The organism is Streptomyces sp. NPDC054956 (genome assembly GCF_053609185.1).
Genome location: NZ_JBSGXB010000012.1, coordinates 1 through 16,234, shown reverse-complemented (window position 1 = coordinate 16,234; position 16,234 = coordinate 1). Strand labels below are relative to the sequence as shown.

At 72.6% G+C, this 16,234-nt stretch carries 11 protein-coding genes, 2 tRNA genes and 1 pseudogene; 6 read left to right on the top strand and 8 right to left on the bottom strand.

What is annotated here, in order from left to right:
* The first annotated feature begins 53 nt into the window (after window positions 1–53).
* Window positions 54–1,463, top strand: coding sequence for a phage baseplate protein (locus ACWGDE_RS04310; RefSeq protein ID WP_453387450.1), 1,410 nt, complete (start codon window positions 54–56; stop codon window positions 1,461–1,463).
* 40 nt (window positions 1,464–1,503) lie between these two features.
* On the opposite strand, the gene ACWGDE_RS04305 is transcribed toward ACWGDE_RS04310, so the two are convergent.
* Entirely contained in the window at window positions 1,504–2,766 is a 1,263-nt protein-coding gene (locus ACWGDE_RS04305) for an amidohydrolase (protein WP_453387449.1), read from the bottom strand.
* Between the two features lie 129 nt (window positions 2,767–2,895).
* Here ACWGDE_RS04305 and ACWGDE_RS04300 point away from each other — a divergent pair, with 129 nt between their 5' ends.
* From ACWGDE_RS04300 to ACWGDE_RS04290, 3 genes and pseudogenes are all read left to right on the top strand, one after another.
* Entirely contained in the window at window positions 2,896–3,243 is a 348-nt protein-coding gene (locus ACWGDE_RS04300; RefSeq protein ID WP_453387448.1) for a hypothetical protein, read from the top strand.
* Between the two features lie 165 nt (window positions 3,244–3,408).
* A pseudogene (locus ACWGDE_RS04295) lies at window positions 3,409–3,988 on the top strand (bifunctional DNA primase/polymerase).
* Window positions 3,979–4,052: transfer RNA gene (locus tag ACWGDE_RS04290), tRNA-Lys, on the top strand. The pseudogene ACWGDE_RS04295 and the gene ACWGDE_RS04290 overlap by 10 nt, the downstream one beginning before the upstream one ends.
* 87 nt (window positions 4,053–4,139) lie before the next feature.
* Here the strand turns inward: ACWGDE_RS04290 and ACWGDE_RS04285 are convergent.
* Window positions 4,140–5,333 (bottom strand): M6 family metalloprotease domain-containing protein, encoded by a 1,194-nt coding sequence (locus ACWGDE_RS04285; RefSeq protein WP_453387447.1) that lies wholly within the window; start codon window positions 5,331–5,333, stop codon window positions 4,140–4,142.
* 441 nt (window positions 5,334–5,774) lie between these two features.
* Here ACWGDE_RS04285 and ACWGDE_RS04280 point away from each other — a divergent pair, with 441 nt between their 5' ends.
* On the top strand, window positions 5,775–7,577 hold the full coding sequence (locus tag ACWGDE_RS04280) for a putative bifunctional diguanylate cyclase/phosphodiesterase (protein ID WP_453387446.1): 1,803 nt from the start codon (window positions 5,775–5,777) through the stop codon (window positions 7,575–7,577).
* Window positions 7,578–7,686: 109 nt separating this feature from the next.
* Here the strand turns inward: ACWGDE_RS04280 and ACWGDE_RS04275 are convergent, their stop codons facing one another.
* Together ACWGDE_RS04275 and ACWGDE_RS04270 are read right to left on the bottom strand one after the other, a co-directional pair.
* Window positions 7,687–9,393, bottom strand: coding sequence for a glycosyl hydrolase family 18 protein (locus ACWGDE_RS04275; protein WP_453387445.1), 1,707 nt, complete (start codon window positions 9,391–9,393; stop codon window positions 7,687–7,689).
* A gap of 254 nt (window positions 9,394–9,647) precedes the next feature.
* Window positions 9,648–10,757 (bottom strand): LLM class flavin-dependent oxidoreductase, encoded by a 1,110-nt coding sequence (locus ACWGDE_RS04270; protein WP_453387444.1) that lies wholly within the window; start codon window positions 10,755–10,757, stop codon window positions 9,648–9,650.
* A gap of 229 nt (window positions 10,758–10,986) precedes the next feature.
* On the opposite strand from ACWGDE_RS04270, the gene ACWGDE_RS04265 reads away from it, so the two are divergent.
* Complete coding sequence (locus ACWGDE_RS04265; RefSeq protein WP_453387443.1) at window positions 10,987–11,745, top strand: IclR family transcriptional regulator; 759 nt, start codon at window positions 10,987–10,989, stop codon at window positions 11,743–11,745.
* A gap of 169 nt (window positions 11,746–11,914) precedes the next feature.
* Here ACWGDE_RS04265 and ACWGDE_RS04260 read toward each other — a convergent pair.
* The 4 genes from ACWGDE_RS04260 to ACWGDE_RS04245 form a co-directional block, all read right to left on the bottom strand.
* A tRNA-Lys gene (locus ACWGDE_RS04260) sits at window positions 11,915–11,988 on the bottom strand.
* 62 nt (window positions 11,989–12,050) lie between these two features.
* The gene (locus tag ACWGDE_RS04255) at window positions 12,051–13,724 is read right to left on the bottom strand and encodes an AMP-binding protein (RefSeq protein ID WP_453387442.1); all 1,674 of its coding nucleotides are present in this window, start codon (window positions 13,722–13,724) and stop codon (window positions 12,051–12,053) included.
* 58 nt (window positions 13,725–13,782) lie between these two features.
* On the bottom strand, window positions 13,783–14,397 hold the full coding sequence (locus ACWGDE_RS04250; RefSeq protein WP_453387441.1) for a lytic polysaccharide monooxygenase auxiliary activity family 9 protein: 615 nt from the start codon (window positions 14,395–14,397) through the stop codon (window positions 13,783–13,785).
* A 238-nt stretch (window positions 14,398–14,635) separates the two neighbouring features.
* Complete coding sequence (locus tag ACWGDE_RS04245; protein WP_453387440.1) at window positions 14,636–16,162, bottom strand: SPFH domain-containing protein; 1,527 nt, start codon at window positions 16,160–16,162, stop codon at window positions 14,636–14,638.
* Window positions 16,163–16,234 lie beyond the last annotated feature (72 nt).

The following is a 16,234-nucleotide window of genomic DNA, read 5'->3' as shown; positions in this document are numbered from 1 at the left end:
CGTGTGACAAGGTCATCCGACCGCACAAGTGGTGTTCCGAGAAAGGAGCTTGTGTGTCGCTGACCCGCCGCACCGTTCTGACCACCGTGACCACCGTGGCCGCCGCGGCCGCCCTCCCGGTCATCGCCCCCGCCACAGCCGCACGAGCGGCCGGCCGTCAGGCCGCCCTCTCGGCGAGCCCCGCCGCCGCGCAGCAGCCCGGGTCGGTGCTGCACGCGCGGCACCGGTTCGACCTGCGGGCCGAGCCCGTCGATCTGTTCGGCCGGGAGATCCGGCTCACCCAGGGCAGGGTGCACCAGCAGGTCGCCTTCGATCCGGTGACCGGCCTGGCCTATGCGACACAGCTCATCAGCGACGGCCGCCAGCTGGCCGACGAGCCCGCCCCGGTACCGGGCGTCGAGCGCGATCGCCGGGGCGACCTGTGCGTCAACGAGCTCGCTCCCGACGGCACCGTCCGCGCCGCCATGTACGTGAGGGGCTTCGGCCACGGCGGCGCACTGGGCGTGGAGAACGTCGACGGCCGTCCCTGGCTCTGGCTGGAGACCGACGCCGACCCCGTCGCCACCGGCTTCGCCTACGGCAAGCGCATCGGCCGTCTGGCGTTCACTCCCGGAGCCGTCGTCGACGCGGGAAGCGGTCTCATCGAGGTGTTCGACCCCGTCCCGGGGTCCTCCGGCGTCACCCCTTCCCTTGATGTCGCACACGGCCGCATCGGGGTGCGCCACGGGGCGCACGGCGCCGAGGAGTACCGCGTCTACGAGCTCGAGGCCTTCAAGCGCCGCGTCTTCACGCCGCTGTACGGCTTCCCGGCCTGCTACCGCACCCAAGCCTGGTGCCTGGCCGGGGACCTCGTCTATCAGAACGAGGGCAACGCCTACGGGACCACCAACCCGGCGCCCGGCAATTCCTGGTGGAACGTCTACGACATCACCACCGGGAAGATGATCGAGCGCCGGTTCAACGCCACCGCTCTCGGCCTGTCCCACCGCGAGACCGAATCCATCACCGTCCGCTCGACGCCCGACGGGCCCCAGCTCGTCTTCGGCTTCGCCACCCAAGAACCAGGACCGCGTCGCATGGCCCTCTACGGCATCACCAGCACCACCGACGGCACGGGCGACCACGTCCCGTGGACCAACCTGGACTACGACACCGCCGTCTACACCCCCAACTCCGCCAACTACGTTCCCCAGTACCGCCAGCTGGGCAATCGCATAGACCTCCACCTCCGGCTGTCCCGCATCGACGGCGCCCCGTGGACCAACGGCGAGAAGATCCTCACCCTCCCGCCGCACATCCGCCCCAACCGCACCCAGGGCATGGTCGGCGTCACCACCGGCGCCGGGGTCTCCGACTCCCTCACCGTCCGCTGGGAGATCCTGACCGACGGATCGCTGTGCCTCTACGACCAGCGCCAGTTCACCGGCTGGATCGGGCTCGACGCCGGCTACTTCACCAGCTGAGCGTTCCGCCCGGCCGGTGCGGCCCCGGCGGAGGTGCCGGTCAGCGTGCGACGAGCGCCCCCGTCACGTGGTCGTACGCGGCGTGCGCGTGCAGGCGTACGCCCGTGGCCAGGGTGGCGTCGTCGGCGTAGAAGGCGGGGTGGTGGTTGCCCACCAGGCCCCGCCCGCCGGGGACGGCTACGGGGTCGCCGCTCGCCGGGTCCAGGGCGGTGTCCTGGACGCCGAGCATCACGTACAGCCCGCCGAAGCGGGTGATGAGCTCGGAGACGTCGTCGTAGCCGAGGGTGCCGCCGACCTCCACCACCCGGTCCGCGCCCGCGACCCGGCGCAGGGTGGGCAGCGCGGCCTCGACCCAGGCCGGTTCGTTGCGTACGGCGGGCACGTCCTGGAGCAGTTCGACGGTCGCCTCCGCCCCGTAGGCCCGCGCGGTGTGCTCGGCGAGGGCCGTCAGCCGGCGCTTGACCTCGGGCATGTCCCGCTCCTCGGCGCACCGGATCGTGCCCCACAGGGTGACCGTTTCGCCGATGACGTTGTACCGGCCGACGTCCTCGATGTGACCGATGGACACGGTGACCGGCGAGAACGCCGAGACCTGCCGGTAGAGCTGGCCGATGCCGGTCAGCAGCGCCCCGGCGGCCGGCATCGGGTCGACGCCCTGCCAGGGGGACGAGGCGTGCGACTGCCGGCCGGTGACGGTGACGCGGACCAGGCAGGAGGCCCCGTACATCGGTCCGGAGCGGTAGCCCACCCAGCCCTTGGGGTGCGGGGTGACGTGCATCCCGAAGGCCATGGTGGGGACCGGGTCGGCGAAGGCCCCCTCGGCCACCATCAGCCGCGCCCCGCCCTCCTCGCCGACCGGCGGGCCCTCCTCGGCGGGCTGGAACACGAACAGCACGGTCCCGGGCAGCAGTTCCCGCACCCGTACGTCGGCCAGTGCGCGCGCCGCTCCGAGGAGCATCGCGGTGTGGCAGTCGTGGCCGCAGGCGTGCGAGGCCTGCCCGGCGGCCGCGAACTCCGCACCGCAGCGGTCGGGGACGGGCAGCGCGTCCATGTCGGCCCGCAGCGCCGCCACCCGGTCGCCGGGGCGGCCGCCGCGCAGCACCCCGACCACGCCGTGCCCGGCGATGCCCGTCCGCACCTCGTCCAGTCCGAACGCGGTGAGCTCGCGCGCCACGAGCCGCGCGGTGGCGGCCTCGCGGTTCGGCAGCTCCGGATTGCGGTGCAGGTGCCGGCGCCAGCCGATCACCTGCTCGATGCCCTCGTCGCAGACCCGGTCCAGTTCCCCGTGCACACCATCGGCCATACGGATGTTCTAGCCGCATTCGCCCGCGCGCGGGCGCTCTTCTGGCCATCTTGCGCGACGTTGGACAATGGACGGTGGCCCGGAAGCTTTTCGGCCCACCACTTTCCCACGTGCAGCAGGAGGACACGCATGGCAGAGCCCGAGCGGACGCAGCGCAGGCTGCGGCCCGCGCAGCTGCTCTTCGAGCCGCCGGAGACCGTCACGGACCCGGAGCACTTCTTCGACCTCGAATCGATCGACGACCCCCGGGAACTGCTGACCCGGGCGACGGAGCTGACGCTGGCCTTCCGGGCGGCGCAGGAGCGTGCCGTGGAGTTCCAGGCGGTGGCGGCGGCCCAGCTGGCGGATCCGCGGCGGTTCGACCGGCTGTCCGCGGGTGCCATCGCCGAGCAGGCGGAGTGGACCGAGGACTACGCCCGCAAGATGATCGAGTTCGGCGAGTCCCTGCTCCGGGGCACCGCACCCGACGGCCCCTGAGCCGGCGGGGCGGGTCCGGCCGCCGGCACGGCGGATCCGGTCGGCGGGCGCTCCGGGTCCGACCACTGGCATATGCGGGGCGCAACATACCCCAGCAACACCCGGCCTGTCCCGGTTTCCCGTAACTCCCGGGGACCGGTCCGCTACAGCCGGTAGACCTTGAGCATGACGACCCTGACCGGCTGTCCCGCCCTCGACGTGCGGACGACCACCTCCGCGACCCATGTCACACCGGCCGGTGCCGCCTGGCTCTCCTCGGCGTCCGCGCACCCCGAGGGCACGCTGGCCGCCTGGCAGGCCCGGCCCACCGCGCCCGCCGTGCTGCCCTGCGGCACCGCCTTCGACGTGGTCAACGTCCCGGTCGTCCTCGGGCGCCGGATGCTCGACCTGCTCTGGGCCGAGGGCCCCGGCTCCGGCCCGGCCGCCGTGCACCGCGGCCGGATGCTGCTCTTCGCCGCCCCCGGGACCGCCCACCGGCTCCCGGCCCTCCTCGCCTGGGAGGAGTGGAGCACCCCCGCGCCCGCCCCGCTCTGCCACGGCCCCGGGGACGCGGTCACCGTGCCCCCGCTGGCCGCCGCTCCCGGGCCGTCCCGGTGGCTCGTGGCGCCCGACACCAGGCTGCCCTGGCTGCCCGGACCCGAGGCCCTGCTGTGGGCGCTCGTCCGTGCCACCCGAGCTGCGGATATCGATTTTTCCGATCGGCGGTCGGGGTGCTAATGTCTTCCTCGTCACCAAGCGCCGCTAGCTCAGTTGGTTAGAGCAGCTGACTCTTAATCAGCGGGTCCGGGGTTCGAGTCCCTGGCGGCGCACAGACGGAGAAAGACCCCCACGCAAGTGGGGGTCTTTTTCGTGTGCCCGCGCACGGCCGGATCTCGCGGCCGCACCCCGCGCCCGGACTACCTGGTGATCTTCACCGTGTAGGCGCCCGACTGCGTGCGGTCCGCCACCTCGATCGTGATCCGCTCCCCCGGCACCGTGAACGTCTCCCCCACCTCCAGGGGCGCGTCCGCCAGCGGCGGGTACACCGACCGGTCCCAGCAGGCCTCGGTGCCCGGATGCGCGTCCACCACCTCGATCGGCCCGCCGCCCGACGCCGCCTCGTTGCGGACCCGGTAGACGAGCACGCCCTCGGTGCACGTGTCCCCGTCGTTGCCGGCGGAGCCCCGCGCCTCGACCGCGATCGCGCTGCCGGTGCCCGTACGGACCACCGCGAGCCGGGTGCCGCCCGTGCCGCCCCGGGGCGGGGCCTGGGACAGCGGCTGGAGGGTGTGCAGGGAGGAACCGGACGGCACGCAGTCCACCTGGGAGGCGTCCAGCCAGCCCAGCTTCCACTTCTGCCAGGCGAAGAGGTCCGGGGCCATCCCGAACTGGCTGCCCATGACGTCCCAGTCGCCCACGTACGTGTCCCAGTCCCCCTTGCCGTCGGTCGGCCGGTGGTAGAGGTCGGGCAGGTCGAAGACGTGCCCGGTCTCGTGGGCCAGTACGTTGCGGTCCGGCGGATGCTTCTCGAAGACCGTCACGATGCGGCGCAGCTCCGTACCGTCCGCGGTGATCGGGCGGTCGAAGTTGACGACCTTGGTGGCGTCGGAGTCGACCCCGGGGGCCTCCGGGTCGGCGACGAAGTACACGACGTCGTACCGGGAGAAGTCCACCTCCGGGTCGGCGGCGGCGACGGCGTCGCGCAGGTAGGAGGCCCGGTCCGCCGGGGCCCAGTCGCGCTGTATCCCGTAGGCGGTGGACGGCTTGGGCATCTTGATCCACCGCTTCTGCGGGTGGGGCACCAGCCGGAACCGGCCGTAGGAGGCCTGCTCGAAGAAGTCGCTGGTCGCGGGGAAGTAGTCGCCCGTGAGCTGCTCGGTGGTGAGGGTGGTGCGGTGGTCGGGGAAGGAGAGGAAGACCATGACCGCGTTCAGGGTGCGCTCGGGCTTGGGGTAGGCGCCGTTCCAGCTGTCCAGGCCCAGGGAGTGGTGGGCCGCGGTGCGGGTCAGCGCGCAGGGTCCGGCTCCGGGCGAGGCGACCGCGGGGCCCGCGACGAGCGACATGGCGGCGAGCGCCGTCAGGGAAGTGAGCGCCGCCGCCGTGGGTCGCATGCGGGAGCGGTCCACTCCCCCGGGTGTCTGCTGTCGCGGCACATCGACCTCCGGTGGTGGATTGATCCCTCTTCATCCACCTTGGGGCGATTGTCTTATTAATGCCCTGTTCCGCTGCCCCACACGAGTGAGCACTAGGGCAAGCCGGTGACGCGGGGGTTCACGCACCCGCCTACGGAACGTCACGACCGATCAGGTCGGATCAGCGTCGGGCGCAGCATGCTCAGAGCCGTGCGGAAACGATCACGCGGTTCGGTGCCGACGATCCGTCATCACACCGAACTCCCGCGTCCCACACGGCGACGCCGCTGGATAGGGCCGTCCGGCAGCCTCTATGATCGGCACACTTTCCTGCACGGACACTCACACGCACTGCGGGAGCCAACGGTGAGCGGAACCTCAGAAGGAACCGGTTCGGCGGCCGACAGCATCCGATCGGCCATGACGCAGCGTCACTCAGGAGTGGTGGAGCACCGGCCCGACAACCGCGCCGAGAACCGGACCGACAACCAGGTCGACTACCGGGCCGACTACCGGGCCGCCTTCGACGCGGCCCACCTCGCCATGGCCGTCATCGACCGCACCGGCCACGTCGTCTCGGCCAACAGGGCCCTCGCCGGCCTGCTCGGCGCCGAGCCGCTGGACCTCGCCGGACGGTCCGCCGCCGACCTGGTGGACCTGGCCTCCGAAGCCCGCACCTGGCAGGCCTACCAGGAGGTGCTGCGCGGACGGCAGGCCCGGCTGCGCTGCACCCGCCGGCTCAAGCACCCCGACGGGCACTCGCTGTGGACCGAGGTCACCCTGGGGCCCGTCCCCGGGACCGGCCGCGGCGATGTACTGCTGTCCGTGGCCGACATCAGCGACCGGCGCGACCTCCAGGCCCGGCTGCGCCACCTCCAGATGCACGACCCGGTGACCCGGCTGCCCAACCGGGCACTGTTCTTCGAGCGGCTCTCCGCCGCCCTGGAGGCCTCCTCGTACGAGCAGGGCGGCACCGGCCGGATCGGGCTCTGCTACCTGGACCTCGACGGGTTCAAGGCGGTCAACGACACCCTCGGCCACCGGGTCGGCGACCGGCTGCTGACCGCCGTCGCCGCCCGGCTGACCCGGTGCGCCGACCAGTCCGGCTACGGGCGCGCCGGCGGGCACCTCGTGGCCCGGCTCGGCGGGGACGAGTTCGCCCTGCTCGTCGAGGACTCCACCGGCACCGAGCAGCTCGCGGACCTGGCGCGCAGCGTCCTGGCCGCCGTACAGGAGCCGTTCGACCTGGCCGGGCAGCGGCTGTCGGTCTCCGCGTCGATCGGGGTGGTGGAGCGGGCCTCCGACGGGACCTCCGCGACCGGGCTGATGCAGGCGGCGGACACCACGCTGTACTGGGCCAAGGCGGACGGCAAGGCCCGCTGGACGCTCTTCGACCCGGAGCGCAACGCCCACCGCATGACCCGCCAGGCCCTGTCCTCGACCCTGCGACCGGCCGTGGAGCGGGGCGAGTTCACGCTGGAGTACCAGCCGCTGGTGGATCTGGAGAGCGGGGTGGTGCGCGGGGTGGAGGCCCTGGTGCGCTGGAACCACCCGCAGTTCGGCACTCTGACGCCGAATCGGTTCATCGGGATCGCCGAAGAGGACGGCTCCATCGTCCAGTTGGGGCGGTGGGTGCTGCGCACGGCCTGCCGGCAGGCGCGGCGCTGGCAGATCGAGCAGCCCAGCGACTCCCCCGTCTTCGTGTCCGTCAACGTCGCGGTGCGCCAGGTGTGGGACTCCGACCTGGTGGGCGACGTGGCCGAGATCCTCTCGGAGACCGGGCTGGCCCCGCAGCTGCTCCAGCTGGAGCTGACGGAGTCGGCGGTGATGGGCTCGGCCGGACGGCCGCTGCAGGCCCTGCAGGCGCTGAGCGACATGGGGGTGCGGATCGCGATCGACGACTTCGGCACCGGCTACTCCAACCTCGCCTACCTCAGCCGGCTGCCGGTCTCGGTGCTGAAGCTGGACGGCTCCTTCGTCCGGGGCTTCCGCTACGAGGAGGGCTCCCACCCGAACCCGGCCGACGAGACCATCGTCGAGGCCCTGGTGCAGCTCGCGCACCGGCTGGGCCTGACGGTGACGGCGGAATGCGTGGAGACGGCCGGCCAGGCGGCCCGGCTGCGCCGCGTCGGCTGCGACACCGGCCAGGGCTGGCTGTACTCGCGCGCGGTGGCCCCGGAACTGATCGCCGAGATGATCGCGGCCCGGCCGAGCGGGCTCTGAGAGCCGCCGGGCCGGGCCCCGACCCGCCGGCCCCCCGCCGGAACACGGCCGCCCCCGCCCCTGGTGAGGGGGCGGGGGCGGTCGGCGCTCGGCGCGGGGTGGGGGGAGATCAGCAGGCGCCGAGGTCCTTCCAGACACCCCATTCACCGGTGGTGCCGGGCACCTCGTTCTGCGTCCACCACTGGGCCTTGTACTTGCGCCCGTTGTACGAGACCTCGTTGCCGCCCGTGTAGACGGTGCCGTGGACGTAGGCCGGAGCGGGGCAGCCCGAGGTGGGCGGCGTCGTCGGAGGCGTGGTCGGCGGCGTGGTCGGGGGCGTCGTGGGCGGGGTGGTGGGAGGCGTGGTCGGCGGGGTGGTCGGCGGCTGGGTGGTGCCGCCGAGGGAGTCCGAGATCTGGTTCAGCAGCGTGGCGTTGGCGTCCAGTCCGAGCAGGGAGTACATCATCGCGCCGGCCAGGCCGCGCTGCTTGCCGTAGTCGACCCGGGCCTGGATGGACTTCTGGTTGAGGCCGGTGAAGAACTCGCCGTCCTTGAAGAAGTACGAGGCCTTGGCCTGGTCGTCCCAGAAGGTGGTCGCCGGGTTGTCGACGATGCCGCCGAGCTCCTTGTAGAGCGCGATGCCGGCCTGCTGGCTGGTCGGGCGGGCGCCGGAGGCCTGGGTGGCGGGCTGGGCGAGGCCGTTGGTGGTGCCGGGCTGCACGCCCTTCCAGCCGCGGTAGTAGAACTCGTAGCCCAGGGTCAGCTTGTTGGCGGGGAAGCCGCCCGCGATGCCGTAGGCCGCGTTGCCGTCGATCCAGGAGTCGATGGCGTTCTTGATGCTGTACTTCTCGGTGCCCGGGGCGATCGCGTCGGTCGGGTCGGCCGCCGAGTTCAGCAGCGGGGACTGGTGGTACGTCGGCCCGTCGCCGTCCCAGGCGCCGTGCATGTCGTACGTCATGATGTTCGCGTAGTCGAGGTACGCGCCGATCTTGTCCGTCTCGATGTACTTGATCTTGTCCTGGCCGGCCGGGAGGGCCGAGGTCAGCAGGTACTTCTTGCCGCCGTTGGCCGCGCCGTACGCGTCGAGCTGGGTGCGGAACTCCTTCAGCAGGAGCGTGAAGTTCTGCTTGTCCTCGGCGGCGTAGTGGTTGCCGAGGTGGCCGCCGGACGAGCCCGGGTACTCCCAGTCGATGTCGATGCCGTCGAAGATGCCGGCCGCGCTGCCCACGCCGCCGTAGCCGCCCTCGACCGGCAGATTGCCCTTGATGTACTGGTCGATGCAGGAGGAGACGAGCTTCTTGCGGGAAGCGTCGGTCTTGGCCGCGTCGCTGAAGTACTTCGAGTAGCTCCAGCCGCCGATCGAGATGTTGATCTTCAGGTTCGGGTACTTGGCCTTGAGCTGCTTGAACTGGTTGAAGACGCCGACGATGGGCTGGTCCCACTTGTCGGCGACACCACTGACGCTGTCGGCAGCACTGAAGGACTTCTGGTAATCGGCGTACGAGTCGCCCGCACCGTCACCGGCGTTGGGGTTGTTGTCGTCGCCCGCCGCCTTGTTCGCCTCGAAACAGGTGAGGTCGGTGGGGTGGATGTTGCCGAACGAGTAGTTGATGACGTCCAGCTTGCTCGCTATGCCGCGGGTGTCGAGGTGCTTGGGATAGAAGGCGTTCCCGTACACGCTCCACTGGTCGTAGTAAGCGATCTTGACGTTGCCGGCACCGGCGGTGGTCGAGGATTCGGCCGCCGAGGCGGTGCCGAGCCCCGCGAAGGTGGCCAGCGCTCCGGCTGCAAGCGCGGCCGTGGCGGCGGCCGCGATGAGGGGTTTACGGATGTGCATGAACTGCCTCCGGGGGGTGGGAGGGGGAAGCAACAACATCAGGTGGGAGAAGTGATAGCGATCACTCCAGGTCCGCGTCAATGGTTTGGACCAAAGAAGGACTAGACCACTCCCGGGACAATTGCCCTAGTCAGAGGCGTGGGCCCCAACCAAAAACTGCCCGCCACCCCAGGTGACGAGCAGTTTTCGAGTGCCTCCGGCCATCCCCGTGCAAGGTTTCGGCAACAAACCAGCCAAACCCCGTTCGCCTGCGATCAGAGTCGTTCGGGGTCCTCCCCGGGCATCCCGTACGCATCTGCGACGAGCCCGTACGAGCGCAACCGCGCCTCCCCGCCATGGGCGTTGGCGGTCAGCATCAGCTCGTCGGCGCCGGTGAGCTTCGCCAGCTCGTCGAGGCCGGCGCGGACCTCGTCCGGGGTCCCGTGGACCACGCTCGAGAGCCGGTCATCCACGAACTCCCGCTCCAGCGGCGTGTACGGGTACGCCGCCGCCTCCTCGGGCGTCGGGACCAGCCCGGGCCGCCCGCTGCGCAGCCGCAGCATCGACAGCGCGCCCGTCATGACCTGCGCGCGGGCCTCGCCCTCGGTGTCGGCGGCGAGGGCCGCCACCCCGATGAGGGCGTACGGGGCGTCCAGGACGGCCGAGGGCCGGAACGACTGCCGGTAGAGGTCGAGGGCGGGCAGCGTCCCGGCCGGGGAGAAGTGGTGCGCGTAGGCGAAGGGCAGGCCGAGCCCGCCGGCCAGCCGGGCGCTGAAGCCCGAGGAGCCCAGCAGCCACACCGGCGGCCGCCCGGCGGGGCCCTGCACGGGTCCCGGCACGGCGTGCACGCGGGCGTACGGGTGCCCGTCGGGGAAATCGTCGTCCAGGAAGCGGATCAGCTCCGCGAGCTGCCGGGGGAACTCGTCCACGGCCTCGTCGCGGCGCCCGGGCCCGCGCAGCGCGGCGGCCGTGTGCCCGTCGGTGCCCGGCGCGCGGCCGAGTCCGAGGTCGACGCGGCCCGGGGCGAAGGCCTCCAGGGTGCCGAACTGCTCCGCGATCGCGAGCGGGGCGTGGTTGGGCAGCATGACCCCGCCCGAGCCGAGCCGGATGCGGGAGGTGTGGGCGGCGAGGTGGGCCAGGATCACGGCCGGGGAGGAGCTGGCGACGCCGGGCATGGAGTGGTGTTCGGCGACCCAGTGGCGGTGGTAGCCGCGGGCCTCTGCGAGCCGGGCGATCTCCACGCTGGTGCGCAGGGAGGCGTGGGCGGTGCTGCCGACGCCGACGGTGACGAGGTCGAGCACCGAGAGCGGGACCGGGGCCCGGCCGCGGGCGGTGCCGTGGATCGCATCACCCTCCTGTCGATTCACGTCTCCGCTGTCACTCATCGTCGCTCCCGCTCCGCTCGACCGTGCGTACGAAGAACTCGAACCGCGGGCGCGGGCCGGGCATTCCCGGCGCAGTCGGACACCGCGCGTGACCTTGGCATATGCCAGAGGAGTAGATCCAGGCAGGGCGATGTGATTGAGCCACCAATCTCATCAACAGGCGCTCCACGTGGGCCTCTTGATGGCTATCGTGTGAGAGCAAGCGGTAACAACCTGCTAGGGGGAAACCGTGGCGCTGAAGCCCGAGCCGACCGCGCCGTTCCACTCGGTGCAGTACGCCCTGCGCGTACTCGAAACGGTCGCCCGCCATACCGGCGGCGTGACCGATGTACAGATCGCGCGTGAGACCGGCCTGCCCGCGGTCCATCTCGCTCCCATGCTCCTCATGCTGCGCCGCGAAGGGTACGTGCTGCAGGTGTCCGACGGCGCCTACGCCATTGGGGACTCGCTCGTCCTCCTCGGCTCCGGCGTGGACCGCCAGCAGGCCCTGCAGGACAAGCTCCAGGACACCCTGGACCGGCTGCGGGACTCGGTGGGAGCGGCGGTCTACATCAGCCGGTACGTGGACGGCGAAGTGCGCATCACGCAGTTCGCGGACAGCCCGCGCACGCCCAAGGTGCACGAGTGGGTCGACTTCCGCTCCGCGGCGCACGCCAGCGCGGTCGGCAAGTGCCTGCTGACCCAGCTGGACCAGAACGGGCGGCGCGACCACCTGTCCCGCCACAAGATCGCCCGGCTGACGTCGAAGACGATCGTGAACGAGCGGATCCTGTTCTCGAAGCTGGACAGCCAGCCGGCCACGGTTCCCGTGCTCGATCTCCAGGAGTACGCGGTGGGCACGGTCTGCGCGGCCGTCCCGATCACCGCCGGAGCCTCGGTGGGCTGCCTGGCCCTGTCGCTGCCCGTCGAACACGCCCACCGGCTCCGGGCCGCGGCCGACGCCCTGAACCGGAAGGCCGCGCCGCTGCTGCTGTCGCTCACCCTCTGAGCGGCGGACGGCGGGGCGGTCAGGCGGCGGGTCCTGCCGGGCAGGGCCCGGCAGGATCGATCCGGCAGGCCCTGTCCCCCGAGGCCCGATCCGGCTTCGATCGCCCCCGACCGGCCCGGAAAACACTTCGGGCGGTTCCCGGTGAACCGGAAACCGCCCGAAGGACAGGTGCGCCGCCAGGGACTCGAACCCCGGACCCGCTGATTAAGAGTCAGCTGCTCTAACCAACTGAGCTAGCGGCGCCTGCTGACAGAGAAAATACTACCTGCTCGTTCGGGGTGCTCAAAACCAATGGGTCCGGCGGCTCAGCGGCCCAGCAGTTCGGCCCGCCCCTGGGCCTCGTAGGAGGCCAGGAGGGCCGCCCGGTCGGCGGGGCCCAGCGGCCGGTAGCCGGACTCGCCCGGCGGGCGCCACCAGACCGGGTCCGGGGTGTCGAAGCCCTCCCGCCGCAGGGAGCTCCGCTGGACCTTGTTCGTCGCCGTGGTCGGCATGGCGTCGACGATCCGCACGTAGCGCGGGGCCATTTTCGTGCCGAGGTCCGGCTGGACGGCGAGGAAGGCCTCGAAGCCCTCCGGGGAGAAGACCGCCCCCGCGCGCAGGGCCACGGCCGCCATGACCTGGTCGCCCGCCACCTCGTCCGGTACCGCGTACACGGCGACGGCGGCCGCCCGTGCCCAGCGGGCCAGGATGTTCTCGATCACCGCGGCCGCCAGGTTCTCGCTGTCGACGCGCAGGCGGTCGTCCGTGCGTCCCGCGAAGTACAGGAAGCCGTCCGCGTCGCGGAAGAAGAGGTCGCCGGTCCAGTACCAGCCGTCGCGGGTGCGGGCCGCCTCCGCGTCGGGGTTGCGCCAGTACCCCTCGAAGAGGCTGCGGCCCTTGTTGACCAGCTCGCCGATGGCCTCGGCGCCGTTGAGGAGCCGGCCCTGCGCGTCGAGGAGGGCCGGCGGGCACTCCCGGCCCGTCTCCGGGTCGATGACGGCCAGGTCGTCGCCCGCGCCGGCGCGGCCCAGGGCGCCCGGCGGGGTGTCCGGGGTCCGCTGGACGGAGGCGCCGCCCTCGGTGGCCCCGTACCCCTCGACGAGCCGGACCCCGAAGCGTTCGGCGAAGCGCGCCGCGTCGACCGCGCCGGCCTCGGTACCGAACCCGAGGCGCAGGGTGTGCGTGCGGTCGTCGGGGCGGGGCGGGGTGGCGAGGAGGTACTGGACGGCCCGGCCGACGTAGGTGAAGTACGTCGCCTCGTAGGCCCGTACGTCGTCCAGGAACGCGGAGGCGGAGAAGCGGCGGCGCAGCGCCACAGCGGCCCCGCCGGCGAGGGCGGGCAGCCAGTCGGCGATGACGGCGTTGCCGTGGAAGAGGGGCATGCAGATGTAGTGGACGTCGTCCGGGGTGACCGAAAAGTGCCGTGCGAGCGAGGCCCCTGCGCCGGCGACGCGCCCCTGGGTGCAGATGGCGGCCTTCGGGGCGCCGGTGGACCCGGAGGTGAAGTAGAGGAGCAGCCGGGACGCCGGGCCGGGCCCCGCGCCGAGGACCGCCTCGCCGGGCTTCGCGCCGGCGTAGGGGGCGAGCAGGGCCTCGTACTCCTCCGTGTCCGTGACGAGGAGCCGTACGCCGGGCAGGTCCAGGCCGCGGAGCAGCGGCAGGTGCGCGCGCTCGGTGACCAGGATCCGGCAGTCGGTGTGCAGGATGTCGCGGGCCAGCTCGGGGCCGCGCCGGGTGGGGTTGATCCCGGCGACGGCGGCCCCGGCGAGGGCCGCCGCGCCGAGCCAGAACGGGAACTCGGGGGTGTTGTCGAGCAGCACCCCGATGTGCGGCTCGGCCCCCGGCGGCAGCAGGTCGACGAGGAGCGCGGCGCGCGTCGCGGCCTCCCGGGCGGTCCGGTGGTGGCTGAGGACGCCTTCGGCGTGCTTCAGGCCGGGCCGGTGGTCGCCCCATTGGCGCGCGATGAGCTCCGCGACGGTTTCGGGTGTCGTCGTCCGCATGCCGCCGGAGAATAGCTGACGTTCAGTCAGAAATGAACGCCGCGAGGAGTTCCGGCGGTCAGAACTGGACGTCGGAGCAGGAGTAGAAGGCGTTCACGGTGTCGTTGATCGTCCAGACGGCGAGGATCAGGTGCCGGCCGGTCTTGCCGCTCGGCATGGTGCCCTGGTGGACGGTGGTCATGGCCGGGCGGGCGCCGTTGTAGGCGACCGTGAGGAAGGGCTGCGGGTCGAGGTCGGCCCGGGTCAGGGGCTTGTTCGGGTTCCAGCCGTTCTTGGTGACGTAGTACCGGAAGTCGGTCGTCGAGTGGTTCGCGGTGAACTGCCAGCGGAAGGAGTAGCTCTGCCCGCTGGTCACCGGAGTGGCGGGCCAGGCGCCGCCGCGCGGGTCGTCGAGCTGGGCGAACTCCGTGTGGTTGGCCGAACATATGCGGCCGTCGGCGGGGCCGGCCGCCGGGAAGCCCTTGGGGCCCTCGACGCTCTGGGGCTCCCACTGGATGGGGCCGCAGTCGGAGACGGTCTTGTTGGCGCAGAGCTTCTGGCGGCTGATGGGGGTGTCGGTGTAGCCGTGGCTGCTCGCGGTGGGGGCCGTGACGAGCGCGAGGGCGGCGACGACTCCGAGGCCGACGGCGGTGGCGGCGGCCTGCCGGGTTCTGGGTATGCGGAAGGAACGCATGATGCTCCTTGAACGTGGGGGGATGTTCGGCGAGAGCGTGCGCACGCGTGGGGATGGGCCGTGCCGGCACTTTCGCCGGCGCGGCCCGTTCGCGAAACTCTTCAGGTCTAGACCAAGTCCCACAGTATTGACGGGAGTTGGCCATGTCCAGACCAAGGGAAGAACGGGTGGTCCGGTCCAACCGGATCCACCCGCTCTTCGAGCACTGCTGTGGCCGGCGTCGCCGGCGGGACCGGTGCTACTCCGAGCGGCCCGTGTAGAAGGCGACGGTCAGGTCCTTCACCAGAGCCTTGCGCTCGTAGTCGTCGAGCTCGACGATCCCGCGCGAGGTGAGGCGGTGGACGGTGTCGTCGACCGCGTCGACCACCGAGGTCAGGACGGTGTCCCGGTGCTTGGCGTCGATCGCCGCGACCCGGCGGCGGCGCATGGCGTCCGCGACCTCGGGGGCGTACTCGATCCGCGTCGGCTGCGCCGAGAACACCTCCACCCCGACGGCCTCGGTCTCGGCCGCCAGCATCCGGGTCAGCGCGTCGCCGACGGCCTCGGCGTCGCGCAGGGTCGGGGCGTCCTCGTGGAAGGCGTCGGCGGGGAGCTGCGACAGGACGCGGGCCATGGCGGATTCGACCTGCTCGGCGAGGTAGTCGACGTGGTCGGCGACGGCCAGGGTCGCGCGGGCGGTGTCCTTGACCTGCCAGACGACCTGGACGACGACCTGCAGCGCGAGGCCGCCGGAGTCCACGGCGGGCATCGGCTCGCTGCGCCAGTGCCGCAGCCGGACGTCGACCCGGCGGCGCAGGAGCAGGGGGCTGATCCAGGTCAGGCCGGAGCGGCGGACGGTGCCGCGGTAGCGGCCGAAGAGGGTGAGCACCCAGGCGTGCCCGGCGCGGCCCCGGCCCAGCCCGCCGAGGGCGAGCAGGGCGACGACGCCGAGGAAGGCGAGCGGGGGCCAGAACCGGGCCTGCAGACCGCGGTACGGGCGGGGCTCGGCGCCGAACGCCACGGCGAGGGCGTCGGGGACGGCCCCGGCCCGCCAGAGCACGACCGCGCAGCCGGCGAGCGCGATCCCGCCGACGGCCACCCCGATCCAGCCGGGCAGCACCGGGCCGCGGTGCTCGCGCAGCCGGTCGTCGCCGCGGGGCACGCGGCGGCCGGGGGCGGAGCCCGTGCGGGCCGGAGCCTCGGCCTGCGCTCGCGACGGGCGCGGCTGGGGCTGCGGCTCCTGGGGCTGGGCCTCTTGGGGCTGGGCCTCCTGGGGCTGGGCCTCTTGGGGCTGGGCCGCGCCCCGGAACGGCAGGTGCACGGGCACCTCGGTCACCGCGACCCCGCGCACGGCCCCGACCCGGGGCAGGTCCTGAGTGTCGTCCTCCTCCATCCGCGCCACGGCCCGCGCGACGACCTCGACGACCCCGTCACCGAGGCCGGGGCCAGGCACGGACCGGGCGGGTTCCGGGGCGTCATCGCCGTCGCGCTCGCCGTCGGCGGAGCCGCCGTCCGGCCCGGGGGCGGCGGCAGCGTCCGCGCTCCCGGCGGGGCCGGGCACGGACCGGGACGATTCCCGGGGGCCGTCGGCGAAGCCGTCGTCCGGCTGGCCGTACGGGCCGGGGGCCGCGTCCATGCCGTCCACGTTCCCGGCGGGGCCGGGCACGGACCAGGAGAGGTCCCGGGCATCGGCACCGTCCCCGGCTCCGGGTTCGCCCTGCGGCCGGGTGGCGGCGTCCGGCGACGCCCCGGGGGCGGCCCGGCCCGGCGCCGGCCGGCCCGCCAACGGCGCACCCCCCAAGGCCGCCCCGGCCGCGGGAACGCCCGGGGCCCGCGGGCGACGGGGCCGCGGGGGAGC